General features: G+C 45.7%; 24 protein-coding genes and 1 tRNA gene. 21 read left to right on the top strand and 4 right to left on the bottom strand.

All coding sequences use genetic code 11. The features are described from left to right. Positions 1-171 precede the first annotated feature (171 nt). Together DWX28_RS11120 and DWX28_RS11115 are read left to right on the top strand one after the other, a co-directional pair. Entirely contained in the window at positions 172-807 is a 636-nt protein-coding gene (locus DWX28_RS11120; RefSeq protein ID WP_147399651.1) for a hypothetical protein, read from the top strand. Beyond that, positions 773-1,321 carry a stage V sporulation T C-terminal domain-containing protein gene (locus DWX28_RS11115; RefSeq protein WP_118252710.1) on the top strand — a complete coding sequence of 183 codons (549 nt, stop codon included), beginning with the start codon at positions 773-775 and terminating at the stop codon, positions 1,319-1,321. The genes DWX28_RS11120 and DWX28_RS11115 overlap by 35 nt, the downstream gene beginning before the upstream one ends. Positions 1,322-1,374: 53 nt before the next feature. On the opposite strand, the gene DWX28_RS11110 is transcribed toward DWX28_RS11115, so the two are convergent. After that, on the bottom strand, positions 1,375-2,406 hold the full coding sequence (locus DWX28_RS11110; protein WP_022213220.1) for a 3-deoxy-7-phosphoheptulonate synthase: 1,032 nt from the start codon (positions 2,404-2,406) through the stop codon (positions 1,375-1,377). Between the two features lie 209 nt (positions 2,407-2,615). After that, positions 2,616-4,079, bottom strand: a complete 1,464-nt coding sequence (locus tag DWX28_RS11105) for a nicotinate phosphoribosyltransferase (RefSeq protein ID WP_118252709.1) — start codon at positions 4,077-4,079, stop codon at positions 2,616-2,618. Between the two features lie 238 nt (positions 4,080-4,317). Between DWX28_RS11105 and DWX28_RS11100 the strand changes: the two genes are divergently transcribed. The 4 genes from DWX28_RS11100 to DWX28_RS11085 all read left to right on the top strand — a co-directional run bounded on the left by DWX28_RS11100 (position 4,318) and on the right by DWX28_RS11085 (position 6,194). Further along, positions 4,318-4,851, top strand: coding sequence for a V4R domain-containing protein (locus tag DWX28_RS11100; protein ID WP_022213222.1), 534 nt, complete (start codon positions 4,318-4,320; stop codon positions 4,849-4,851). A gap of 232 nt (positions 4,852-5,083) precedes the next feature. Further along, positions 5,084-5,833 carry a hypothetical protein gene (locus DWX28_RS11095; RefSeq protein ID WP_118252708.1) on the top strand — a complete coding sequence of 250 codons (750 nt, stop codon included), beginning with the start codon at positions 5,084-5,086 and terminating at the stop codon, positions 5,831-5,833. After that, the gene (locus tag DWX28_RS11090) at positions 5,830-5,988 is read left to right on the top strand and encodes a hypothetical protein (RefSeq protein ID WP_118252707.1); all 159 of its coding nucleotides are present in this window, start codon (positions 5,830-5,832) and stop codon (positions 5,986-5,988) included. Before DWX28_RS11095 ends, DWX28_RS11090 begins: the two co-directional genes overlap by 4 nt. 134 nt (positions 5,989-6,122) lie before the next feature. Continuing rightward, a tRNA-Gln gene (locus DWX28_RS11085) sits at positions 6,123-6,194 on the top strand. Positions 6,195-6,231: 37 nt separating this feature from the next. On the opposite strand, the gene DWX28_RS11080 is transcribed toward DWX28_RS11085, so the two are convergent. Then, a complete protein-coding gene (locus DWX28_RS11080) occupies positions 6,232-6,810 on the bottom strand; it encodes a GNAT family N-acetyltransferase (RefSeq protein WP_118252706.1) in 579 nt (192 codons plus the stop codon). Between the two features lie 187 nt (positions 6,811-6,997). On the opposite strand from DWX28_RS11080, the gene DWX28_RS11075 reads away from it, so the two are divergent. The 13 genes from DWX28_RS11075 (at position 6,998) to lysS (ending at position 21,375) form a co-directional block, all read left to right on the top strand. Beyond that, entirely contained in the window at positions 6,998-7,702 is a 705-nt protein-coding gene (locus DWX28_RS11075; protein WP_118252705.1) for an acyl-[acyl-carrier-protein] thioesterase, read from the top strand. Positions 7,703-7,724: 22 nt separating this feature from the next. After that, positions 7,725-8,567, top strand: coding sequence for a CvfB family protein (locus DWX28_RS11070; RefSeq protein WP_022213226.1), 843 nt, complete (start codon positions 7,725-7,727; stop codon positions 8,565-8,567). Positions 8,568-8,591: 24 nt separating this feature from the next. Next, the gene (locus tag DWX28_RS11065; RefSeq protein ID WP_022213227.1) at positions 8,592-12,059 is read left to right on the top strand and encodes a DNA polymerase III subunit alpha; all 3,468 of its coding nucleotides are present in this window, start codon (positions 8,592-8,594) and stop codon (positions 12,057-12,059) included. Positions 12,060-12,147: 88 nt separating this feature from the next. Beyond that, a complete protein-coding gene (gene pfkA / locus DWX28_RS11060; RefSeq protein ID WP_022215327.1) occupies positions 12,148-13,140 on the top strand; it encodes a 6-phosphofructokinase in 993 nt (330 codons plus the stop codon). A gap of 66 nt (positions 13,141-13,206) precedes the next feature. Beyond that, on the top strand, positions 13,207-13,983 hold the full coding sequence (locus tag DWX28_RS11055) for a TrmH family RNA methyltransferase (protein WP_118252704.1): 777 nt from the start codon (positions 13,207-13,209) through the stop codon (positions 13,981-13,983). Between the two features lie 35 nt (positions 13,984-14,018). After that, on the top strand, positions 14,019-14,459 hold the full coding sequence (locus tag DWX28_RS11050; RefSeq protein ID WP_022215325.1) for an NfeD family protein: 441 nt from the start codon (positions 14,019-14,021) through the stop codon (positions 14,457-14,459). 1 nt (position 14,460) lies between these two features. Then, positions 14,461-15,402 (top strand): SPFH domain-containing protein, encoded by a 942-nt coding sequence (locus DWX28_RS11045; protein WP_022215324.1) that lies wholly within the window; start codon positions 14,461-14,463, stop codon positions 15,400-15,402. A 33-nt stretch (positions 15,403-15,435) separates the two neighbouring features. After that, positions 15,436-16,437 (top strand): ornithine carbamoyltransferase, encoded by a 1,002-nt coding sequence (argF, locus tag DWX28_RS11040; RefSeq protein WP_022215323.1) that lies wholly within the window; start codon positions 15,436-15,438, stop codon positions 16,435-16,437. Continuing rightward, positions 16,434-17,240, top strand: a complete 807-nt coding sequence (locus tag DWX28_RS11035) for a biotin--[acetyl-CoA-carboxylase] ligase (RefSeq protein ID WP_118252703.1) — start codon at positions 16,434-16,436, stop codon at positions 17,238-17,240. The genes argF and DWX28_RS11035 overlap by 4 nt, the downstream gene beginning before the upstream one ends. A gap of 29 nt (positions 17,241-17,269) precedes the next feature. After that, the gene (locus tag DWX28_RS11030; RefSeq protein ID WP_022215321.1) at positions 17,270-17,632 is read left to right on the top strand and encodes a DUF6145 family protein; all 363 of its coding nucleotides are present in this window, start codon (positions 17,270-17,272) and stop codon (positions 17,630-17,632) included. Positions 17,633-17,641: 9 nt separating this feature from the next. Next, positions 17,642-18,610, top strand: a complete 969-nt coding sequence (gene dusB / locus DWX28_RS11025; protein ID WP_118252719.1) for a tRNA dihydrouridine synthase DusB — start codon at positions 17,642-17,644, stop codon at positions 18,608-18,610. A gap of 191 nt (positions 18,611-18,801) precedes the next feature. Continuing rightward, positions 18,802-19,284: a transcription elongation factor GreA gene (gene greA / locus DWX28_RS11020; RefSeq protein ID WP_022215319.1), complete on the top strand. Its 483-nt coding sequence runs from the start codon at positions 18,802-18,804 to the stop codon at positions 19,282-19,284. Positions 19,285-19,317: 33 nt separating this feature from the next. Beyond that, positions 19,318-21,375, top strand: a complete 2,058-nt coding sequence (lysS, locus tag DWX28_RS11015; protein ID WP_118252702.1) for a lysine--tRNA ligase — start codon at positions 19,318-19,320, stop codon at positions 21,373-21,375. Between the two features lie 245 nt (positions 21,376-21,620). Here the strand turns inward: lysS and DWX28_RS20545 are convergent, their stop codons facing one another. Then, a complete protein-coding gene (locus tag DWX28_RS20545; RefSeq protein ID WP_118252701.1) occupies positions 21,621-21,980 on the bottom strand; it encodes a transposase in 360 nt (119 codons plus the stop codon). A 222-nt stretch (positions 21,981-22,202) separates the two neighbouring features. On the opposite strand from DWX28_RS20545, the gene DWX28_RS11005 reads away from it, so the two are divergent. After that, complete coding sequence (locus tag DWX28_RS11005; RefSeq protein ID WP_022214636.1) at positions 22,203-22,520, top strand: (2Fe-2S)-binding protein; 318 nt, start codon at positions 22,203-22,205, stop codon at positions 22,518-22,520. Between the two features lie 27 nt (positions 22,521-22,547). Next, positions 22,548-24,128 carry an FAD-dependent oxidoreductase gene (locus DWX28_RS11000; RefSeq protein ID WP_179978688.1) on the top strand — a complete coding sequence of 527 codons (1,581 nt, stop codon included), beginning with the start codon at positions 22,548-22,550 and terminating at the stop codon, positions 24,126-24,128. Positions 24,129-24,135: the final 7 nt, after the last annotated feature.

The raw sequence follows: 24,135 nt of genomic DNA, 5'->3' as shown, positions 1-24,135 counted from the left end.
AAAAGGCGGTATCCCGCCAGATTTCAGATGCTCTGGTAACTCAGTTGCCGAGTAGTTCATATTTCATCAGGTTGAAGCCAGGCGGATTAAATGCTATAATTATCAGATAACAGGCAATTGAAATAAAATATTTTTTACAAAAATAAAAAGTTGATAGCATGTCTGACAGGTATGGCAATGATGGCAGGAATTCTCAGTGGATGTGGAGGCAGTATCGGTAAGTCATCCGAACCGGTTACGCTCACTGTGTGGACATACTATAACGGCGAACAGCTTGATGCGTTTAATGCGCTTGTAGATTCTTTTAATGACACAGTCGGCAAGGAAAAGGGAATCGTAGTTGAGAGTTCCAGTCAGGGAAGTGTTAATGACCTGGAAACAAATGTTATGGCAGCAGCAGAGGAAAAAGTAGGTGCTTCCGATATGCCGGCTATTTTTTCTGCATATGCGGACACAGCTTATAAACTGGATGAGATGGGCAAAGTCGTCGACCTCAGTGAGTATCTGACAGAGGATGAACAGACAGACGAGCCAAACGATGGCAAGGCATTGTTCGGCTGTGATGCGATGGCAAACTACATGCTGGTAGGAGCAAAGCAGCTTGGAGGAAGCCTGTTCGAAGTCAAAGACGGCAAGATGGGCCTGAATTTTGATAAGGATATTGTTCGGAAACTTATGACAGATAGTTTTTATGTACATAATTCTCCTTGTTTTCCATATAATAACCATACAGCACGGAATATGGAAAAACAACAGGAGGAACATAACCTATATGAAAGCTACAGGAATCGTCCGCCGCATCGATGACCTTGGAAGAGTTGTGATTCCAAAAGAGATTCGGCGCACACTGAGGATCAAGGAGGGAACCCCGCTGGAGATTTTTACAGACAGAGAAGGCGAGGTTATCCTCAAGAAATATTCTCCGATCGGAGAGCTGAGTATTTTTGCAAAGGAATATGTGGAGGCTCTGGCACAGACGACAGGCATGATGGCATGCATCACAGATCATGACCAGGTGGTGGCAGCTTCAGGACACGGCAGCCGTGAATACGAGGGCAAGGGAATCAGCCGTGAGCTGGACCGGGTTATCGCAGAACGGGAAATGAAGTGCTACTACGGAGAAGAAAAAGGCAAGATAGCACTGGTCGAAAATCAGAAAGAAAATAAAGCAGGTCTGATCATACAGCCGATCATCTGTGCAGGAGACGCGATCGGTTCGGTTGCACTTGTCGGAAAAAGTAACGGGGAAAGACCGGGAAATTCGGAGAAGATGCTGGTACAGACGGCAGCAGGATTTCTTGGACGGCAGATGGAACAATAAAAATACCGGAGATTCTTTGAGTGAAAAAAGAATCTCCGGTGTTTCTGTTTTTATCAGCACTTCTCAGCAATTTCATAGATCAGGCGTTCAGTATCCTCCCATCCAAGACACGGATCGGTGATAGAGCATCCAGGGGTCATGTGGTCGCTGATGTCCTGGCGTCCTTCGAGCAGGTAGCTCTCGATCATGACACCTTTGACAAGTTTGTGAAGTTCCGGATTGCAGTTGCGGCTGTGGAGAACTTCGTTTACGATACGGATCTGCTCCTTGTATTTCTTGTTGGAGTTAGAATGGTTGGCATCAATGATGACAGCCGGGTTCTTGAGATCCTTCTGGCTGTACAGGTTGTAGAGTCGGATCAGATCTTCATAATGATAGTTCGGAATTGCCTGTCCATACTGGTTGACACCTCCACGGAGGATGGTGTGGGCCAGGTCGTTACCGGATGTCTCAACATCACATCCACGATAAATGAAATGATGCGGATGCTGTGCAGCAGTGACGGAATTAAGCATAACGGAGAGGTCGCCGCTGGTCGGGTTCTTCATGCCGACCGGGATATCCATTCCGCTGGCGGTAAGGCGGTGCTGCTGGTTTTCAACAGAGCGTGCGCCGACAGCCTCGTAAGAGAGGATATCGTCGAGGTAACTTCTGTTTTCCGGGTAAAGCATTTCATCGGCAGATGAAAGTCCTGTTTCCTGCATAACGCGCATGTGCATCTTACGGATCGCGATGATGCCGGCAAGAAGGTCAGGAGCTTTGTCCGGATCCGGCTGATGGAGCATTCCTTTGTATCCATCTCCGGTAGTACGCGGTTTGTTGGTGTAAACACGCGGGATGATCATTAACTTATCAGAAACTTTGTCAGCGACTTTCTTGAGGCGGTTGACGTATTCGCAGACAGTATCCTCGTTGTCTGCAGAGCAAGGACCTACAAGTACAACAAATTTATCAGATTCACCGGTAAAGATACGGCGGATCTCTTCGTCACGAGCCTGTTTGACTGCTTTTAATTCATCGCTGAGCGGGTATTCGTTTTTCAGGACTTCCGGAAGTGGAAGTTCATGATTGATCTTCATAGACATGATGTATTTCCTCCAGTGTATAGATGGCACCTTTATATATGTGAAAGGTGTTTTTTCAATCTAACACAGTATAACATGTCATAAAGAAAAAATCTAGCAAATTAATGCGTTAAACTGTAAAAGTATCAATTTGTCGAATTTAAGAGTATTTTTGCAAGAAAAAGCCAGGGGGACATATTTAGAGCTACAAACTCCGTCCCCCTGGTCACTCAATCGAGTGCTTTCTCGCTCATTTCTTCGAGTAGGTTTTTCTTGATGTCATATAATTTCTGAGAAAGATCTACATATACTTTCTGAGGATTTACCAGTCGGCGGGATTCATCCCAGAGGGTGTTCTGTTCTTTCTTGCAGTATTCGCGAAGTTCCATAACTTCCGGTGAAGTGTAGACACGTTTGCCCTCGCGGATTACCGGAACCAGAAGTTCACGAAGCTCATAAGTGCCGCCAAGAACCTTGGTCTTCTTCCAGGTGTCAGATGGGTCGAAGATGATCATGGTTTCTTCCGGATCAAAAACTTCGTCTGCCATACAGATGAGGTCTGCCTTGATCTTACCGGTGGATTTGCTGTAGATACGGTAAACGGTTTTGTTGCCCGGGTTGGTGACTTTCTCTGTGTTCTCGGAAAGCTTGATCTTTGGTGTGAAGGTGGAGCTTCCTGCGTCCTTGACTGCGGCAAGTTTGTATACACCGCCGAAAGCCGGGTTGTCACTGCTGGTGATCAGGTTGGTTCCTACACCCCAGGAGTTGATCTTGGCATCTTGTGTCTTGAGGCTGTCGATCAGGTACTCATCCAGATCGCTGGAAGCGGAAATCGTCGCATCGTCAAATCCGGCAGCAGCCAGCATCTTGTAGGCTTCTTTGGAAAGGTATGCGAGGTCACCGCTGTCGATACGGATTCCATAGTGTGTCAGTTTGATTCCTTCTTCACGCATTTCCTCGAAAACGCGGATTGCATTCGGAACACCGGATTTGAGTACATCGTAGGTGTCGACCAGAAGTGTACAGGAATTCGGGTACATCTTGGCGTAAGTCTTGAATGCAGTGTATTCATCCGGGAAGCTCATGATCCAGCTGTGGGCGTGTGTACCAAGTACAGGAACATTGAACATCTGACCGGTCAGAACATTGGAAGTTCCGGCACATCCGCCGATCACTGCGGCACGTGCACCATAGATACCTGCGTCTGGTCCCTGTGCACGGCGAAGACCAAATTCCATGATCCCGTCACCGCGTGCCGCATAGCAGACACGAGCCGCTTTGGTAGCGATAAGACTCTGGTGGTTGATGATATTGAGGATTGCAGTCTCGACAAGCTGTGCTTCCATGATCGGAGCGATAACCTTGACAAGTGGCTCTCGCGGGAATACGACAGTTCCTTCCGGAATTGCGTAGATATCTCCGGTAAAACGGAAAGTGCTCAGATATTCCAGGAAATCTTCTTCAAAAATATTAAGACTTCTGAGGTAATCAATATCTTCTGTTTCAAAGTGAAGATTCTCGATATACTCGATCATCTGTTCCAGACCTGCTGTGATCGCGAAGCTTCCCCCGCATGGATTGACACGATAGAACATGTCGAAGATAACAGTCTGGTTGGTTGGGTTTTTGAAATAACCCTGCATCATCGTTAATTCATATAAATCTGTGAGCAGGGTCAGGTTGGTTGCTCTCATCCAGTTTCTCCTTTATTAAGCGAATAGATCACAGATGCCGGCTTGTAAAGGCATCCTGTATCAAAATGTAAAACCATTATAGCATTATTTTACACGATCAGCACTAATATTTTACATAAACCACCAATTATTTGCCGACAAAAGGAACGTTAAATTGACATAAGATATGCAATACTTTATTATTAAGATAAAGGCAGTATACAATTAGCTGCCATTGGGAAAGCGGGGGATTTACATTATGGATAATATTTTTATGGCGGACAGAAAGCCGATCCAGTTCGAGGAATATCTGAAATATGATGAGAACAGCAGGGGAAATCTGGGAGAGGAATTACCGGTTCGCGTATATCGTTTACTGGAATATTCTCTCAAGGAAGAACTGCTCAGAAGATACGGCAAGGATGAGCAGGTAGAAGTATTCCGCAGCGCCGGACGTATGGCAGGAGAATATTTTGCAAAAAATATGCTTAATCTGGATCAGCCGATGGATCAGTTTGTAAGTGAACTTCAGAACAAGATGAAAGAGCTTAAGATGGGTGTTCTGAGAATTGAGGATGTAGATGAGGAGAGCGGCAAGATCATCCTTACAGTAGCAGAGGACGCGGACTGTTCCGGACTTCCTGTGCTTGGAGAGACTGTCTGCAATTATGACGAGGGATTTATCGCCGGAATCTTGTCTGTATATTCCGGCAAACAGTATACAGCGATCGAGGTAGACTGCTGGGCTACAGGAGATAGAGTATGCCGTTTTCATGCTAATGTAGAAGAATAGTATTTAGCTAACAGGTAGTATCCCGCGAGGTGTTTGGGCATATTTTTGCCAAAATCCCGAGACATACAAGTCAAAATGCTCGCACCGAAGGTGAGCTGGAATGCATTTTGACTCGTGACTGTGAGGGTACTGAACAGTTACGAAGAATAAGCGTTGTCGCTTACATAGTTCCATTCTGCAAAGCGTGTGGCCATGAAATGCCGATAATGAATGGAACCAGGAGAATTTTTTTATGGAAGAAAAAAACTGTAAGTTATTGTTTGAGTATTTAAGAGATATATTGTATGACCCGAAAGTAAAGATGCTGGATGTAAATGAACTGGATGAGCCTTACCAGAAACTGGGACTTGGTCTGAATTATCTGGAAAGGGCAGTCAAGGAAATGAAGGCTTACTCTGCGGCATTGTCCAAGGGGGATCTTTCGGGTTTTACACCTTCCAGAGAAAATTTTCTGTGTGAAAACCTCAAAAATATCCACGCAAATCTGAATCACCTCACCTGGCAGGCAAAGCAGGTTGCCAAGGGAGATTATTCCCAGACCGTGTCATATCTTGGCGAATTCTCAGAGGCTTTTAATACGATGACGAAACAGCTCCGTGAGAGAGAAATGATCCTGGAGCGCAAAGCCGAGGCTGAGAAACGTCATGCAGAGATGGCAGAGAGCTACAATCAGCTTCTGATGGAACTGATCGCCCGAAGCGAGGAGGAGGTCCTCGTGACGAGTCTGGACGGGCAGGAAGTATTTTACTGCAACCGCGCGGTTGATGTGAAGAAGCGGGGAATCTATCGGATCTGTATGGAACAGACGGCAAGGATCGCTGACGGAGAGCATGGTCAGCTGGAGTCTTATGAGTGGGACTGGGAAGCTGAGGATTCCGAGGACAGATTTTACCGGATCACGACAGGTATGATGAAGTGGCAGGGCAGGAAGGCCTATACACATATCATTCAGGAAGTGACTGTGGCAAGCCGTATGCGATGAGTTTCAGCTGTGGGATCGTGGAAGTGCCGAAGGCACATGAGGAAACTTCTCCGGAAACAATTCTGGAGGAAGCAGACCGGATCATGTACCAGCAGAAACGGGAGCATAAGAAAATTTATCAGGAAGAAATGGGAAGTACACCCGAAAAAGGCTGATTTTATGCGGGTTTTCAGGAAAATCAAAATTTTTTTAAAAAAATTAAAAAAAGGGGTTGATTTTTTTGAAACCCTGTAATATAATAATATTCGTCGCGAGCGATAAGAAATAAAAAACGCAAGCGAATGAATGAAGGGCTATCGCCAAACGGTAAGGCAACGGACTCTGACTCCGTCAGTTCAAGGTTCGAATCCTTGTAGCCCTGCTACTTAAGCACCTCAGATGAGGTGCTTTTTTTCTGCCTATTTATGAAACTCTTTGAAGGCGATCGGAGCAGGCTGTTTTTTGTGATGTTCTCCGATCTGTTTTTCCATCCAGACCATATTATACCAGGTATCAAATTTGTAACCGCACTGATAAAATTCTCCTACAAGACGGTATCCCATATGTGAATGAAACTCAACACTGTTATTATCCAGATGAGCATCGGCGGAAGGTGTATAGGCGATGCAGGCATTCATATTGAGGATTCCCTGAGCTTTGAGTGTCTGTTCCAGAGCATCGTGCAGGAGTCTGCCGATTCCCATGTGCTTGCAGTTCTGATCGACATAGATCGAAGTTTCTGCAGCCCAGTCGTAAGCGGCACGCTCGTGGAACGGGCTGGCGTAGGCATAGCCAAGGATCTGGCTGTTTTTTTCTGCGACGAGGTATGGATATTTTTCCAGAGTATGGTGGATTCTGGATGTAAACTCTTCTATAGATGGCACATCGTATTCAAAGGTGATGGCAGTGTTTTCGACATAAGGTGCGTAGATCGCGAGAAGAGCCGGGGCATCGGATTCCCTGGCGGTGCGGATCGTGATTTTTTCATCAGATGACATGAAAGGTTCCTCCTTGATTTCCTTTAAATATTTTATCATGATTATAGCACCTGAAAGGAAAAATAACAGAGGAAAAAATGTGTTGTTCTGACGGTTGCAAATAAAAACGGGAAATGGTAAAGTTTACTGAGAAATAATTATAGATTTTGGTAACTATTCAGCAGTAGAAATGAAAGCGGGGATATATATGGCATACAGTTTCAGCGGGAGAGTCCGCTACAGTGAAATCGGAGAAAATGGTCTGTTGACACTGCCGGGAGTTCTGAATTATTTTCAGGACTGCAGTACTTTTCAGTCGGAAGAAGTAGGTCTTGGAATGGAAGTCCTCAAGGAATGGAAAAGATTCTGGGTATTATCCGCATGGCAGGTGATCGTGGACCGCTATCCGTATCTGGGAGAAGAAATCACCACTTCGACCTGGGCGTATGGATTTCGGAGTTTCCTGGGAATGCGTAATTTCTGCATGGAAACAAAGGGTGGAGAACGGCTCGCCTATGCCAATACGTACTGGACCTATATCAATGCGGAAAACGGGCTTCCTGTCAAACTGACGGAGCGCGATACCGCGGCATACGGGCTGGAACCAAAACTGGATATGGATTATGCACCCCGCAAGATCAAACTACCGGGCGAGTATGAGCAGCAGGAGGCTTTTGCTGTGCAGAAGCATCATCTGGACACGAATCATCATGTAAATAACTGCCAGTACGTCCAGATGGCGATGGATTATCTGCCGGCAGATTTCAGGATCCATCAGATGCGCGCAGAATATAAGCAGCAGGCAAGACTTCACGATGTGATCTGCCCGGCGCGCGCTGTGGAAGACACAAAGACAACGATTCTTCTGAATGACCAGAAGAGTGAACCATATGCAATTGTAGAGTTTATGTAATAAAAAACATTGGAGGATTTTTATGATCGAATTAGGAAAAAAACAGACGCTGCAGGTAGTAAAAACAGTAGATTTCGGTGTATACCTGGCAGAAGATATGAACGCAGATACCAAACATCAGGTACTTCTTCCTGCAAAGCAGGTTCCGGCAGGTACAAAAGCCGGTGACAAGCTGGAAGTTTTTATTTACAAGGATTCACAGGATCGAATGATCGCAACTACAAATGAGCCGCGCCTGACAGTTGGAGAAGCAGGACTTCTCAGAGTAAAACAGGTGACAAAGATCGGTGCATTTCTGGACTGGGGGCTGGAGAAGGATCTTCTGCTTCCATATCATGAGCAGACAACAAGGATCTTTGAGGGACAGGAATGCCTGGTTGCTGTTTATGTGGACAAGAGCAGCAGACTTTGTGCAACAATGAAAGTTTATCCGTATCTTTCCCAGGAGACACCTTACAAAGAGGGCGACCGCGTGAAGGGCAGAGTTTACCAGATCAGCGATAACTTCGGTGTTTTTGTTGCTGTAGATAATAAATATTCTGCGCTGATCCCGGCAAGAGAGGCAAAAGGAAAATACCGCCCGGGAACTGTCCTTGACCTTCGTGTGACCAAGGTCAAAGAAGATGGAAAAATGGATGTCAGCGATCGTGAGGAAGCATACATTCAGATCAATGAAGATGCAGAAAGTGTGTTCAGCATTATCGAAGAATTTGCAGGAGTTCTTCCATTTGATGACAAGGCTTCACCGGAAGTCATCCGCAGAGAGTTCGGTCTGAGCAAAAATGCATTTAAACGTGCGGTAGGACATCTGCTCAAAGAAGGCAAGATCGAGATCAAAGACCGCCGTATCTACATTGTTAAGTAATTGGGCATAGTAAAGGATAAAAATATGAATTTTACACATCTTCATGTTCATACAGAATACAGCCTTCTGGATGGCTCCAACAAGATCCAGGAGTATGTGAACAGAGTCAGGGAACTTGGTATGGACAGTGCTGCGATCACAGACCATGGAGTTATGTATGGTGTGATCGATTTTTACCGTGCGGCGCGGGCAGCAGGGATCAATCCGATCCTTGGCTGCGAGGTTTATGTGGCTCCGGGATCCCGTTTTGACCGTGAGATCGGGAGCGGAGATGACCGTTATTACCATCTTGTTCTTCTTGCAGAAAATAACCAGGGCTATGCGAACCTGATGAAAATCGTGTCCAAAAGTTTCGTGGAAGGTTTCTATTATAAACCGCGTGTGGATCTGCAGCTTCTTGAAAAATATCATGAAGGTCTGATCGCTCTGAGTGCCTGCCTTGCGGGTGAAGTGGCGAGATTTCTTACCAGAGGGATGTATGAGGATGCAAAAGCGGCTGCACTGAGATACCAGGATATTTTTGGAAAGGGAAACTTTTTCCTGGAACTGCAGGATCATGGAATTCCCGAGCAGCAGAATGTAAATCAGCAGCTGCTCAAGATGCACCGTGAGACAGGGATCGAACTGGTTGCGACCAATGACGTTCATTATACACTGGCAGAGGATGCACAGCCGCACGATGTACTGCTGTGCCTTCAGACAGGTAAGAAACTGTCCGATGAAAACAGAATGCGATATGATGGCGGGCAGTATTATGTAAAATCTCCGGAGGAAATGGAAAGGCTTTTTCCTTATGCGACAGAGGCTCTGGAGAATACGCATAAGATTGCAGAGAGGTGTCATGTAGAGATTGAGTTTGGTGTCACCAAACTGCCAAAATTTGATGTTCCGGAGGGATATACTTCCTGGGAATATCTGAATGAACTTTGTTTCAAAGGGCTGGAAGAGCGTTACCAGCCAGTGACCGAAGAGCTGAAAGAACGCCTGAATTACGAGCTTTCCACGATCAAAAACATGGGTTACGTGGATTACTTCCTGATCGTGTGGGATTTTATTCGGTATGCGCGAGATCATGACATTATGGTAGGACCGGGACGTGGCTCTGCGGCAGGAAGCCTGGTTGCTTATACGCTTGGGATCACACAGCTTGACCCGATCCGTTATGACCTTCTGTTTGAGCGTTTCCTGAATCCGGAACGAGTTTCCATGCCTGATATCGACGTGGATTTCTGTTTCGAAAGACGACAGGAAGTGATTGATTATGTTCGCCGTAAGTACGGCGATGACTGCGTGGTTCAGATCGTTACTTTTGGTACGCTGGCGGCGCGGGGTGTTATCCGTGATGTAGGCCGTGTGATGGACCTTCCGTATGCACAGGTCGATACGATCGCCAAGATGATCCCGCAGGAGCTGAATATCACGATCGACAAGGCTCTTAAGATGAATCCGGAGCTCAAAAAAACTTATGAGGACCAGCCGGAGATCCATGACCTGATCGATACTGCCAGGAGACTGGAAGGACTGCCGCGTCATACTTCCATGCATGCGGCAGGTGTTGTTATCAGCCAGAAGGATGTTTCAGAGTATGTGCCGCTTTCGAGGGCGCAGGACGGTTCGATCGTTACACAGTTTACGATGACAACGCTGGAAGAACTGGGACTTCTCAAGATGGATTTCCTGGGACTTCGTACTTTGACGGTTATCCAGAATGCAGTGCATCTGATCGAGCAGGATACTGGTGTTCATCTTGATATGCAGCAGATTGATTATAATGACAAAAAAGTACTTGATTCACTGGGAACGGGACGTTCTGACGGTGTATTCCAGCTGGAAAGTGCGGGCATGAAAAACTTCATGAAGGAACTGAAGCCGCAGAGTCTTGAGGATGTGATCGCGGGAATTTCCCTGTACCGTCCGGGTCCGATGGATTTTATCCCGCAGTATATCCGTGGCAAGAACCATCCGGATACGATCCAGTATGACTGCCCGCAGCTGGAGCCGATCCTGAAGCCGACATATGGCTGTATCGTATATCAGGAGCAGGTTATGCAGATCGTACGTAATCTGGCAGGTTACACGCTTGGACGAAGCGACCTGGTGCGCCGTGCGATGTCCAAGAAAAAAGCCGCAGTAATGGAAAAAGAGCGCCAGAACTTTGTTTATGGAAATGAAGCAGAGGGCGTTCCGGGCTGTATTGCAAATGGTATTTCTGAGCAGGTTGCAAACAAGATCTACGATGAGATGATCGATTTTGCAAAGTATGCGTTCAATAAATCGCATGCGGCTGCGTATGCGGTGGTTTCGTATCAGACTGCTTTTCTGAAATATTATTATCCGGTGGAATTTATGGCTGCGCTCATGACATCCGTTATAGAAATGCCGAACAAGGTGGCTGAGTATATCCAGGTCTGCCGTCAGATGGGGATCAGCATTCTGCCACCGGATGTGAATTGTGGAATTTATGGATTTTCTGTCGACCATGGTGCGATCCGTTATGGACTTTCTGCGATCAAGAGTGTGGGACGTCCGGTCATCAATGCTCTCGTAGAGGAGAGGGAAAAGAACGGAACGTACCGCTCGCTCAAGGATTTCATTGAGAGACTGACAGGAATTGTCAATAAGAGAGCTATCGAGAACTTTATCAAGGCCGGAGCACTGGACTGTCTGGAAGGCAACCGCCGCCAGAAGATGAATGTTTATGGTCAGATCGTGGACAGTATCGCGCAGGAGAAGAAGAATTCTTTTGCGGGGCAGATGAGTCTTTTTGATCTGGTCAGTGATGAAGACAAGAAGGATTTCGAGATCCGGATGCCGAATGTCGGAGAGTATGACAAAGAGATGGTTCTTGCCTTTGAAAAAGAGGTTCTTGGAATTTACCTGAGCGGGCATCCGCTGGAAGGATATCGTGGGATCATGGACAAGATGATCTCTGCCAAAACAACTGATTTCCAGCCGGATGAAGAGAGCGGGATCCCGAAGGTATATGATGGTCAGAAGGTTATCATAGGCGGAATGATCACGGAGAGAACGATCAAATATACGAGAAATAACAAGGTCATGGCATTTCTGACAGTGGAAGACCTTGTAGGAACCGTGGAAGTCGTTGTTTTTCCACGGGATTACGAGAAATGGCAGACGCTGATCACCGATGATGCCAGAGTCTTCATCCAGGGCCGCGTCAACGCAGAAGATGACAGACCAAGTAAACTGATCCTCGAAAAAGTCCATTCTTTTGAGGATATTCCGAGAGAGATCTGGATACAGTTTAAGGATAAAGCAGAGTACAGTGCGGCAGAAGCAGAACTCCAGAGTTTCCTGCAATCCGCCTCAGGAACTTCAGCCGTCGTCATCTATCTGAAAGACGTCAAAGCAATGAAGCGCCTCCCGGCAGCCTTCTGCATCCGGATCAACGAAGAAATTCTGAGTGAACTCAAGAAAAAATATGGGGAATCCAATGTTAAAGTTGTGGAAAGAGTATTGAAAAACTTCTAAAAATGCTTTACACTATACAACGAATATGTGTAGAACAGATAACTAAGATTTCCTATTATATGGGAATCTGGAGATGGAGGAAAGAATCATGGCAGAGAAACAGATAAAAACCATCGGCGTACTCACAAGTGGTGGTGATGCTCCAGGAATGAACGCTGCAATTCGTGCAGTTGTAAGAAGAGGTCTCAGCAGCGGACTTAATGTCAAAGGTATTTATAAAGGATACAACGGTCTTCTGAATGAAGAAATCGTTGATATGACTGCCAGAGACGTATCTGATACAATCGAACGAGGCGGTACAATTCTTTACACAGCAAGATGTGCAGAGTTCCGTACACCGGAAGGACAGCAGAGAGGTGCTGAGATCTGTAAGAAACATGGAATCGATGGACTGGTAGTTATCGGTGGAGACGGTTCTTTTGCAGGTGCACAGAAGCTGGCTAATCTTGGTATCAACACTATCGGTGTTCCTGGTACAATTGACCTGGATATCGCTTGTACAGAGTATACAATCGGATTCGATACAGCAGTTAACACAGCTATGGAAGCAATCGACAAAGTTCGTGATACTTCTACTTCTCATGAGAGATGCAGTATCATCGAGGTTATGGGACGTAATGCAGGATACCTTGCTATGTGGTGCGGTATCGCAAACGGTGCAGAGGACGTTCTGATCCCTGAGAAATACGACTACGACGAGCAGAAACTGATCAACAACATCATCGCAAGCCGTAAAGCAGGAAAGAAACATCACATCATCGTTAATGCTGAGGGTATCGGACATTCTGAGGCAATGGCAAGACGTATCGAGGCTGCAACAGGTATCGAGACTCGTGCTACAATTCTTGGACACATGCAGCGTGGTGGTAACCCGACATGTAAAGACCGTGTATATGCATCTATGATGGGAGCTCTTGCAGTAGACCTTCTGGTTGCAGGCAAATCCTGTCGAGTTGTAGGATATCGTCATGGTGAATTTATGGACTTCGACATCAACGAAGCTCTTGCCATGCAGAAAGACGTATCTCCGTACATGTGGGAGGTATGTAATTCTCTTTCTCATAATTACAATAAGAAATAATATAACGTGTATTTTACAGCGGAGGCCACCGTCAGGCGGTCTCCGTTTCAGATTAAAGGAGAAATTATGATTACCAGTGCACAGAATACACAGGTCAAAAATATCATAAAATTAAATCAGAAGGCGAAGGCAAGACGAGAACAGAAACTTTTTGTCGCAGAAGGCAGAAAGATGTTTCTGGAAGCACCGGAGAATCTGATCGACAAGATCTATGTGGCAGAATCCATGCTCGACGACGAAGAAGTCATGGAAAAAGTCCGCAGATTTTCCTGGGAATCCGTAGAGAACGGTGTTTTCCGGCAGATGTGTGATACACAGACTCCGCAGGGAATCCTTACAGTTCTCAGACAGCCATCCTACCAGATGCAGGATCTTCTGAAGGAAAAAAATCCACTGATCATGGTGCTGGAAGATCTTCAGGATCCGGGCAACGCCGGAACAATCATAAGAACCGGCGAAGGCGCAGGAGTCAGCGGCGTTTTTCTTACAAAGACCTGTGTGGATATCACGAATCCTAAGGTGATCCGTGCAACTATGGGTTCTGTGTACAGAATCCCTTTTTTATATGTAGAAGATGTGGTATCATTAAAGCAGCAGCTTCAGGACAGAGGAATCCGTTTTTTTGCCGCACATTTACAGGGAAAAAATTCTTATGACAGGGAAGACTATAAAGGCGGAACTGCATTTCTCATCGGAAACGAAGGCAAGGGTCTCACCGACCAGGCGGCAGAAGCGGCCGACTGCCTGATCCGGATCCCAATGTGTGGACAGGTGGAATCACTCAACGCAGCTATGGCAGCGGGAATCCTTATGTACGAAGCGGCAAGGCAGCGCAGAAACTAAAAGGCTGTATTATTTTATAGCCGGAAGGAGGGCCTATGGATCTTTTGTTGTGGCTTGGGATTCTGGCAGTTCTTCTGATCATAGAAGCAGCAACGGTGGGGCTGGTAACAGTCTGGTTTGCAGGAGGTGCGCTGGCAGCAGCGATCGCTTCCGGGGCAGGCGCAGGTGCTGTCACACAGTGGCTGTTGTTTCTGGCAGTATCCCTGGTATTATTGTTTTTTACCAGACCGCTTGCTGTCAGATATATGAAACGGGGAATTCCCAGAACAAATGTGAATAGCCTGATCGGCAAGAAAGCCGTCGTCATTCAGAAAATCGACAATTTGTCCCAGACAGGGCAGGTTCGTATCAACGATATCGAATGGATGGCAAGAACGGAATCCGATGGAGAGAAAATTCCGGAGGAATCAGTAGTAGAGATCGAAGCAGTTCGAGGAGTGAAACTGATCGTAAAAAAATGTAAGGAGGAATTGTAGTATGGGCGGACTTATTTTTTTAGTTGTTATTATCGTGATCGTTCTGTGGGTGCTTGCATCCTGTGTTCGGATCGTGCCGCAGGCATATGCGATGGTAGTAGAGCGTCTTGGTGCTTACAAGGAAACCTGGAATACAGGAATCCATTTTAAGACACCGTTTATCGACCGTGTTGCAAGACGGGTCAATCTGAAGGAACAGGTAGTAGATTTTCCACCGCAGCCGGTTATCACCAAGGATAACGTAACCATGCAGATCGATACTGTTGTATTTTTCCAGATCACAGATCCGAAGTTATTCGCTTATGGTGTGGAAAATCCGATCATGGCGATCGAGAATCTTTCTGCGACAACACTGCGAAATATCATCGGTGACATGGAACTTGACGAGACACTGACATCCCGTGAGACGATCAATACCAAGATGCGTGCTTCTCTGGATGTTGCGACAGACCCATGGGGAATCAAAGTAAACCGTGTAGAGCTCAAAAACATCATTCCACCGGCTGCCATTCAGGAAGCCATGGAGAAACAGATGAAAGCAGAGCGTGAACGACGAGAAGCGATCCTTCGTGCAGAAGGTGAGAAGAAATCCACGATTCTTGTTGCAGAAGGTCACAAGGAATCTGCAATCCTGGATGCTGAAGCAGAGAAACAGGCTGCGATCCTCCGTGCAGAAGCACAGAAGGAAAAAATGATCAAAGAAGCCGAAGGCCAGGCAGAAGCTGTGCTTAAAGTTCAGAAAGCAAATGCCGAGGGAATCCGAATGATCCGTGAGGCTGGTGCAGACCAGGCAGTTCTCACACTGAAGAGTCTTGAAGCATTCGCCAAAGCAGCCGATGGCAAAGCGACCAAGATCATCATCCCATCAGAGATCCAGGGGGTGGCAGGGCTTGCTTCCTCCCTTAAGGAGATCATCACAGAAGAACCAAAATCACAAAATTAAATACAGAAACTACGAGGAAGAGGAGAGATTATCATGAATTTAAAAGGACGTAATTTTCTGACACTCAAAGATTTTACACCGGAGGAGATCACATACCTGATCGACCTGGCTGCTGAGTTAAAAGCAAAGAAAAAAGCCGGAGAGCTTCATGAATATTACAAAGGCAAAAACATTGCCCTGATCTTCGAAAAAACAAGTACCAGAACACGTTGTGCATTCGAAGTAGCTGCTCATGACCTTGGAATGGGCAGTACATACCTGGACCCGACCGGTTCTCAGATCGGCAAGAAAGAGAGCATCGCAGATACAGCAAGAGTTCTCGGAAGAATGTACGAAGGAATCGAATACAGAGGTTTCGGACAGGAGATCGTCGAAGAACTTGCCAAATACGCAGGAGTTCCGGTATGGAATGGTCTGACAAATGAATATCATCCGACACAGATGCTGGCTGACATGCTGACGATCCGTGAGCATTTCGGAGATCTCAAAGGCCGTCGTCTTGTATACATGGGAGATGCCCGTTACAACATGGGTAACTCACTGATGATCGCATGCTCCAAACTGGGAATGCATTTCGTTGCATGCACAACAAAGAAATACTTCCCGAATCAGGAACTTGTAGATCTTTGCAAGACATACGCAGAGGCTTCCGGCGGAAGCATCACTCTGACAGAGGATGTTGAAGCAGGAACCAAGGATGCAGATGTTATCTACACAGATGTATGGGTATCCATGGGTGAGCCGGACGAAGTATGGGAAGAGCGTATCAGAGAACTGACTCCATACAAAGTAACAAAAGACGTCATGAAAAACGCCGGAGAAAAAGCAATCTTCCTTCACTGCCTGCCTGCATTCCATGACCTCAAGACAAAGATCGGTAAGGAAATGGGTGAGCGTTTCAACCTGACAGACATGGAAGTTACAGATGAAGTATTTGAATCTGAGCAGTCCCATGTATTTGACGAGGCTGAGAACCGTATGCATACGATCAAAGCAGTTATGGTAGCTACTCTTGGAGAGCCGGAGAACAAATGATAAATACTGTATATTCAAAAGAAACAATTTCAGATGAGATACACACAAAATGGGCGGGCAAAACCGTCCATTTTGCGAAAGAAACAGATTCTACAAATGAATGGTGCAAGCGTATGTCCAAAGAAGGTGCTGAGCATGGAACACTGGCAGTTGCCGAATTCCAGTCAGCAGGCAAGGGCCGCCTCGGACGACGCTGGACAGCCCCGGAAGGAAGTTCTGTTATGATGTCTATCCTTCTGAGACCTGAGTTTGAGCCACAGTATGCCTCCATGCTGACACTTGTCATGGGGCTGAGCGTGGCGCAGGCAGTAAAGGAACTGGATGTCGAAGTTTCCATCAAATGGCCGAATGATGTTGTCGTTTCCCGCAAAAAAATCTGCGGGATCCTGACAGAAATGGGCCTCGAAAACGGAAAGATCCGAGAGGTGATCATTGGTATCGGAATCAATGTAAATCTGGAGGAGATCCAGGACGACCTCAAAGACAAGGCAACTTCTCTCTATCTGGAAACTGGAAAGAAATACGACAGAAACCGTGTGATCGGGCTGATCATGGAGAAATTCGAGAAGAACTACGAGAAGTTTGTAAAAACCTGTGATCTGTCTCTTATGCTTGATGACTATAATGCAATGCTGGCAAACAGAAGTCAGCCGGTGCGTATCCTGGACAAGCTGAACCCGTATGAAGGAATCGCAATCGGAATCGACAGAGAGGGCGAACTTCTGGTAAAAGTCTCAGACGGCGCGATCCGAAAGGTATGCTCAGGAGAAGTCTCCGTAAGAGGACTTTACAGTTACGTATGATATTTTATTTATAAGGAGTTATATATTTTATGTATCAGGAAAATGTTGTGCTCTGCGGCGCAAGTGCCTATGAGCAGAAATATTATTTCAATCAGGATTTTGCATCCCTTCCGGAAACGATCAAGCAGGAACTGCAGGTCATGTGTGTATTATATACAGAGGATGTCGGTGGAATCCTGACACTGGAGTTTGATGAGAACGGAAATCTGCAGTTCAAGACAGAAGCGACGGATTCTGATTTCAGATATGACGAAATTGGAAGTGTCCTGAAGATCAAACAGCTTCAGTCAGAGAAGAGAGAGCTCCTGGAATCTCTTGAGATGTACTATCGTGTATTTTTCCTCGGAGAAGATATGGAAGAATCTGTGGAACATGTGGATAACGAGGAGTAAATTATGAAGATGCAGTGGAAAATTGGCCAGGTTGAAATGCAGAATCCATTTATCCTGGCTCCGATGGCAGGCGTGACAGACCTGCCATTCCGTTTGTTATGCAAAGAACAGGGTACAGGACTTCTGTGTACCGAGATGGTCAGCGCGAAGGCGATTTCTTTCCATAACAAAAATACAATTTCTCTCATGCAGATCGATCCGGCAGAGCATCCGGTTTCCATGCAGATTTTTGGAAGCGAACCGGATCTGATGGCAGAGGTTGCAAAAAGCATTGAGGAGCAGCCGTTTGACATTCTGGACATCAACATGGGATGCCCTGTTCCGAAGGTAGTCAATAATGGCGAAGGTTCCGCACTTCTCAAAAACCCGGATCTGATCCGAGAGATCGTGACCAAAGTTTCTCACGCAGTAAAGAAACCGGTCACAGCGAAGATCCGTATTGGATTTGAAGGATATCCTGTTGATCCTGTAGAGATTGCAAAGATCATCGAAGATTCCGGTGCGGCAGCAGTTGCAGTCCATGGAAGGACAAGACAGCAGTACTATGCTGGTGAGGCGGACTGGGATACGATCCACAGGATCAAAGAAGCTGTATCGATCCCTGTCATTGGAAACGGTGATGTGGATTCACCAGAGAAAGCAGAAGCCCTGGTAAAAGAAACAGGCTGCGATGGCATAATGATCGGCCGTGCCGTGAGAGGAAATCCATGGATCTTCCGTGAGATGAACCATTATTTTACAACAGGAGAACTGCTTCCGCGGCCATCCTGGGATGAGATCCGCGAAATGATCCTCCGCCATGCAAGAATGCAGATCGAACTGAAAGGTGAATTCACGGGAATCCGTGAGATGCGTAAGCATATCGCATGGTACACATCAGGGATGAGACACAGTGCCGGACTGAGGCGGGATTCCAATCTGGTGAGCAGCTATGAAGAACTTGAGAAGCTGCTGGATCATGAGCTGGAAAACAGGTAAAAAGAGAAACGGTAAATAACGTCCGAAATCGCCAGGAAATACAACTGTTTTACGCTTGACAAGGCATATGGATTTCGGTATAATACAGGAATTGTGAATATCCTAGAATAAGTCTGCCCTTTTTGAGGTATGATTGTTCTGGGAGTATATATCCAATGAATATCCGTCTATTTTGAAAGGGTGTAAGGATTATGGAAGAAAAGAAGAATTTATTAACATATGCAGGTCTTAAGAAACTGGAAGACGAACTGCACGATTTAAAAGTTGTCAAAAGAAAAGAAGTAGCAGAGAAGATCAAAGAAGCGAGAGAACAGGGTGACCTTTCCGAGAACGCTGAGTACGATGCTGCAAAGGACGAGCAGAGAGATATCGAGGCTCGTATCGAAGAGATCGAGAAGATCCTCAAGAATGCAGAAGTTGTTGTAGAGGATGAAGTTGATCTTGACAGAATCAATGTTGGATGCAAAGTCAAAGTACATGACTATGAATTCGATGAAGATATGGAATTAAAGATTGTTGGTTCTACAGAGGCTAACAGCCTTGAAGGCAAGATCTCCAACGAGTCTCCTGTAGGAAAAGCCCTGATCGGTGCTCATACAGGCGATGTTGTAGAAGTAGAAATGCCAATGGGAATCATGAAATACAAAGTTCTGGAGATCCAGAGAAACATCTAATAACCAAGCAAAAGACAGAAGGAGGCCAAAGAAGTGGCAGAGCAGAAGACGCAGGATACAAACCAGCTGCTGAAGGTTCGTCGTGAAAAGCTTGCAGACCTGCAGGCAAATGGCAAGGACCCGTTTCAGATCACAAAATTTGACCAGACACATCATTCACTTGAGGTAAAAGAACTCTACGAAGCACATGAGGCAGAGCTCTTAAAGGACCGCGAGACTCCGGATGTGGAAGGTCTTGATGAAGCACAGGCAAGAGAAGTTCTCAAGAAGGACTATGAAGAAAGAAGAGAGATCATGGATGCAAGCCCGATCCATGTAGCTATCGCCGGACGTATGATGTTCAAGCGTGTCATGGGTAAAGCTTCTTTCTGTAATATCCAGGACCTGCAGGGCAATATTCAGGTCTATGTAGCAAGAGATGCGATCGGAGAAGAATCTTATGCAGATTTCAAGAAATCTGATATCGGTGATATCTTCGGACTGGAAGGTTTTGCTTTCAGAACAAGAACTGGTGAGATCTCTATCCACGCAGAGAAAATGACTCTGTTATCCAAGAGTTTACAGATCCTTCCGGAGAAATTCCACGGACTGACAGATACAGATACACGTTATCGTCAGAGATATGTAGACCTTATCATGAATCAGGACAGCAAGAAAGTATTTATCAAACGTTCCCAGATCCTGAAAGAGATCCGTAACTTCCTTGCAGGACGCGACTTCATGGAAGTTGAGACACCAATGCTGGTTTCCAACGCAGGTGGTGCCGCTGCAAGACCGTTTGAGACACATTACAATGCACTGAACGAAGATGTTAAACTTCGTATTTCTCTGGAACTCTACCTCAAGAGACTGATCGTTGGTGGTCTTGAGAGAGTTTATGAGATCGGCCGTGTATTCCGTAACGAGGGTGTTGATACCCGTCACAACCCGGAATTCACTCTGATGGAGCTTTATCAGGCATATACAGATTATGAGGGAATGATGGAACTGACAGAGTCCATGTTCCGTTATCTGGCTGAGAAGGTTTGTGGTTCCTCAAAGATTTCCTACAATGGTATCGAGATCGACCTTGGCAAGCCGTTTGAGCGTCTGACCATGAACGATGCGATCAAGAAATATGCAGGAATCGATTTTGACGAAGTAGCAGATGATGAAGCAGCTAAGAAACTTGCTGCTGAGCATCATATTGAATATGAAGAGCGTCATAAGAAAGGTGATATCATCAACCTCTTCTTCGAAGAATACTGTGAGAAAGAGCTGATCCAGCCGACATTCATTATGGATCACCCGATCGAGATTTCTCCGCTGACAAAGAAGAAACCTTCTGATCCTACTAAGGTAGAGCGTTTCGAACTTTTCATCAACACATGGGAAATGTGCAACGCATACTCCGAGTTGAACGACCCGATCGATCAGAGAGAGCGTTTCAAAGCACAGGATGCCCTTGCTGACGCAGGCGATGAGGAAGCAAACCACACAGATGAAGACTTCCTGAACGCACTGGAGATCGGTATGCCGCCTACAGGTGGTATCGGATACGGAATCGACCGCCTGGTTATGCTCTTGACAGACAGCCAGGCAATCAGAGACGTACTTCTGTTCCCGACAATGAAGAGCCTTGACTCCGACAAGAATGCATCCAAAGCAGGCGATACTGCAGAGGTAGCAGCGAACGACAGCAACGGATTCTTCACACCAAACGAGAAGATCAACTTCTCCAATGTAAAGGTTGAGCCACTGTTTGAAGAAGATGTTGATTTCGACACATTCAGCAAATCTGACTTCCGTGCAGTGAAGGTTAAAGAGTGTGTTGCAGTTCCGAAGAGCAAAAAGCTCCTTCAGTTCACACTGGATGACGGAACAGGTACAGACCGCACGATCCTTTCAGGAATCCATGCATACTATGAACCGGAAGAACTGGTAGGCAAGACCCTGATCGCGATCACAAATCTGCCGCCACGTAAAATGATGGGAATCGAATCCTGCGGTATGCTGCTCTCAGCAGTAAACAACCTTAAGGATTCAGAGGATGAAGAACTTCATCTGATCATGGTTGATAACCATATCCCGGCTGGTGCGAAGCTGTACTAAGATAAAAGAATATATAGAGGGGCAGGATTGAATTCCAGCCCCTCAGATTCTAGACAAAGCCCATGGCAAATGCTCAATGGCATTAAGTTAAGGCTGATTATGAGAGAAGTTGGTATCTTTTTTCGATACTAACTTCTCTTTTCATTTTCTTGTCACAGATTAAATTCCATACATAAATCAAAAAAATGTACGACAAATAGACAAGAGCAATACCCTTGTCAAAAATTGATACATTTTTTGATATTTTATGCTATTCTATACATGAAGCTTATTGCTTGTTTGACTTTCATTTCTCGTGGCCTTGAGTGCCCGGGGCGAATGGGTAGTACATATCTGGCAATGAGCAGTTCAACATCAGGTGGGTTATTTATACTTAACAGGAAATCACGGCATATATGTACAGCAACAGAAAAGTTGACTTTATATTCATATTTTCTGGAACCCTTTTCTATGACTACGTGCGAGGTAATCAATTCAGAAAAGTTATACATTATTAGCCTTGCGAAAATTTCTTGGAGTATATAGTCCACCTTTTTCGAATGAAAATGAAGTAATCCTATAGTATATTTTAAATCTCTAAAAGATGTTTCAATTCCCCACCTCATAGGTGATATGTACAAGATAATGCAGACATTGTTAATGGAGGAAATGAAAGATTATGTTGCTCATCCGGAAACCTAGAAATCACCCCTATCCCACATGTATCGTTTTTTACAATACGAATCCCCAACTAAATGATAAAGTCTAATCAGTAAATGAACTGAGACAGACAAAGGCGTCAACGATAAGATCGTTGACGCCTTCTTTATTTATAGGAGGATGAGACTATGGATAGAATTGAAAATCACCCAATACTTGGAGAGACACCGAAGAGGAAAAAAGTTACATTCAGCTATGATGGAAAATTACTGGAAGGATATGAGGGAGAGCCGATCGCTACAGCGTTGAAGGCGGCGGGGGTTATGGCGCATCGATATACGGCGAAGACACATGAACCGCGAGGTGTGTTCTGTGCGATAGGAAGATGTACAGACTGTGTAATGATCGTAGATGGCAAGCCAAACATCAGAACATGTATCACGCCGCTTGAAGCAGGAATGGTTGTGCAGACACAGTATGGAGTTTCAGCAACACCGCAGGAGTAAAAAATAAACGGATGGGAGATTGGAATTATGAAGATAGAACGATACGACATGATAGTAATTGGTGCTGGTCCGGCTGGTTTATCTGCAGCGATCGAAGCTGCCAAAAAAGGTTTAAAACCAATTGTATTTGATGAAAACGCAAAACCGGGCGGACAGCTTTTTAAACAGATCCACAAGTTCTTCGGTTCAAAAGAACATAAAGCAAAAGTAAGAGGATTCAAGATCGGACAGGAACTTCTTGCTGAGGCTGAGGAATACGGAGTAGAAGTAGTCTTAAATGCGACAGTAGTTGGTTTATATCCGGAGAAAGAAGTAACCGTCAAAGTCGGAGATAAAGTAAAACATTACAAAGGCGATGCAGTCCTTGTTGCAACAGGCGCAAGCGAAAACATGGTAAACTTCGAAGGCTGGACAAAACCTGGTGTCATCGGAGCCGGAGCCGCACAGACAATGATGAACCTTCACCATATCAAACCAGGAAACAGAATTCTGATGCTTGGTTCAGGAAACGTCGGACTTGTTGTAAGTTATCAGCTCATGCAGGCAGGATGCGAAGTCGTTGCACTTGCGGATGCCGCACCGAGAGTCGGTGGATATGGCGTTCATGCCGCAAAAGTAGCAAGATGCGGAGTTCCATTCTATCTTTCCCATACGATCATAAGAGTTGAGGGAGATGACTACGTAACAGGCGTTGTGATCGGACAGGTTGGTCCGGACTGGAAGATCATTCCTGGAACAGAAAAACATTTCGACGTGGATACAGTTTGTCTGGCAGTTGGTTTATCACCAATGTCACAGCTTCTGAAACAGGCTGAGGTCAGGATGAATGATACAAAAGGCGGACACGTTCCGGTATGCGACAAATACGGAGCTACAAGTGTTCCGGGAATCTATGCGGCAGGTGATGTTTCAGGAATTGAAGAAGCAAGTTCCGCTATGATCGAGGGAAGAATGTCTGGCGCATCCATTGCATGTTATCTTGGATACATGACAGAGGAAGAAAGAGATGCAAGGATTGATGAACTGGAAGGTCAGCTTGATACTCTGCGTCAGGGAATGTTTGCACCAAAGAACAGAGGAAAACTCGTTGAAAAAACAGAGGAAGGCATCGACGTTTCCATGAACCTTCTGAACAAAGGATATGTGGCAGATGATGAGATCGAGAGATTTCCAGGCGTGACACATCAGAAAGGGATTCATCCGGTCATCGAGTGTACGCAGAATATTCCATGCAACCCATGTCAGGATGCCTGCAAAAAAGGCTGCATCAGGATCGGAAAAAATATCACATCTCTTCCGGCAATCGATCCGGACAAAAAATGCATCGGCTGTGGAATGTGCGTAGCTTCCTGCTCCGGTCAGTCTATTTTCCTTGTGGAAGAAGATGTAGAAGAAGGATATGGAGAAGTCACAATGCCATATGAATTCCTTCCACTTCCGGAAGTCGGAGACAAAGGCGTGGCACTTGGAAGAAATGGAAAATATGTATGCGAGGCAGAGGTAACAAAAATAAGAACAGCACCAGCATTTGATCATACGTATCTGCTTACGATCAAAGTTCCAAATGATATGGTAATGAAAGCAAGATTCTATAAAAAAGAAGCTTAGGAGGTTA

It is taken from the genome of Blautia sp. AF19-10LB (assembly GCF_003461245.1).
In the GTDB taxonomy this organism is placed as follows: Bacteria; Bacillota; Clostridia; order Lachnospirales; family Lachnospiraceae; genus Blautia_A; species Blautia_A intestinihominis.
This window is presented reverse-complemented; position numbering and strand designations above follow the sequence as displayed.

Bases quoted from the DNA above. Each gene is read 5' to 3' on its own strand.
- DWX28_RS11100 (WP_022213222.1), top strand. From the start codon at position 4,318: ATGGATAATATTTTTATGGCGGACAGAAAGCCGATCCAGTTCGAGGAA.
- DWX28_RS11110 (WP_022213220.1), bottom strand. From the start codon at position 2,406: ATGTCTATGAAGATCAATCATGAACTTCCACTTCCGGAAGTCCTGAAA.
- DWX28_RS11000 (WP_179978688.1), top strand. From the start codon at position 22,548: ATGAAGATAGAACGATACGACATGATAGTAATTGGTGCTGGTCCGGCT.
- DWX28_RS11105 (WP_118252709.1), bottom strand. From the start codon at position 4,079: ATGAGAGCAACCAACCTGACCCTGCTCACAGATTTATATGAATTAACG.
- DWX28_RS11055 (WP_118252704.1), top strand. From the start codon at position 13,207: ATGATTACCAGTGCACAGAATACACAGGTCAAAAATATCATAAAATTA.
- DWX28_RS11070 (WP_022213226.1), top strand. From the start codon at position 7,725: ATGATCGAATTAGGAAAAAAACAGACGCTGCAGGTAGTAAAAACAGTA.
- DWX28_RS11050 (WP_022215325.1), top strand. From the start codon at position 14,019: ATGGATCTTTTGTTGTGGCTTGGGATTCTGGCAGTTCTTCTGATCATA.
- dusB (WP_118252719.1), top strand. From the start codon at position 17,642: ATGCAGTGGAAAATTGGCCAGGTTGAAATGCAGAATCCATTTATCCTG.
- DWX28_RS11120 (WP_147399651.1), top strand. From the start codon at position 172: ATGGCAATGATGGCAGGAATTCTCAGTGGATGTGGAGGCAGTATCGGT.
- DWX28_RS11030 (WP_022215321.1), top strand. From the start codon at position 17,270: ATGTATCAGGAAAATGTTGTGCTCTGCGGCGCAAGTGCCTATGAGCAG.
- DWX28_RS11080 (WP_118252706.1), bottom strand. From the start codon at position 6,810: ATGTCATCTGATGAAAAAATCACGATCCGCACCGCCAGGGAATCCGAT.
- DWX28_RS11095 (WP_118252708.1), top strand. From the start codon at position 5,084: ATGGAAGAAAAAAACTGTAAGTTATTGTTTGAGTATTTAAGAGATATA.
- DWX28_RS11075 (WP_118252705.1), top strand. From the start codon at position 6,998: ATGGCATACAGTTTCAGCGGGAGAGTCCGCTACAGTGAAATCGGAGAA.
- DWX28_RS11090 (WP_118252707.1), top strand. From the start codon at position 5,830: ATGAGTTTCAGCTGTGGGATCGTGGAAGTGCCGAAGGCACATGAGGAA.
- pfkA (WP_022215327.1), top strand. From the start codon at position 12,148: ATGGCAGAGAAACAGATAAAAACCATCGGCGTACTCACAAGTGGTGGT.
- DWX28_RS20545 (WP_118252701.1), bottom strand. From the start codon at position 21,980: ATGAGGTGGGGAATTGAAACATCTTTTAGAGATTTAAAATATACTATA.
- DWX28_RS11065 (WP_022213227.1), top strand. From the start codon at position 8,592: ATGAATTTTACACATCTTCATGTTCATACAGAATACAGCCTTCTGGAT.
- DWX28_RS11005 (WP_022214636.1), top strand. From the start codon at position 22,203: ATGGATAGAATTGAAAATCACCCAATACTTGGAGAGACACCGAAGAGG.
- greA (WP_022215319.1), top strand. From the start codon at position 18,802: ATGGAAGAAAAGAAGAATTTATTAACATATGCAGGTCTTAAGAAACTG.
- DWX28_RS11115 (WP_118252710.1), top strand. From the start codon at position 773: ATGAAAGCTACAGGAATCGTCCGCCGCATCGATGACCTTGGAAGAGTT.
- DWX28_RS11045 (WP_022215324.1), top strand. From the start codon at position 14,461: ATGGGCGGACTTATTTTTTTAGTTGTTATTATCGTGATCGTTCTGTGG.
- argF (WP_022215323.1), top strand. From the start codon at position 15,436: ATGAATTTAAAAGGACGTAATTTTCTGACACTCAAAGATTTTACACCG.
- DWX28_RS11035 (WP_118252703.1), top strand. From the start codon at position 16,434: ATGATAAATACTGTATATTCAAAAGAAACAATTTCAGATGAGATACAC.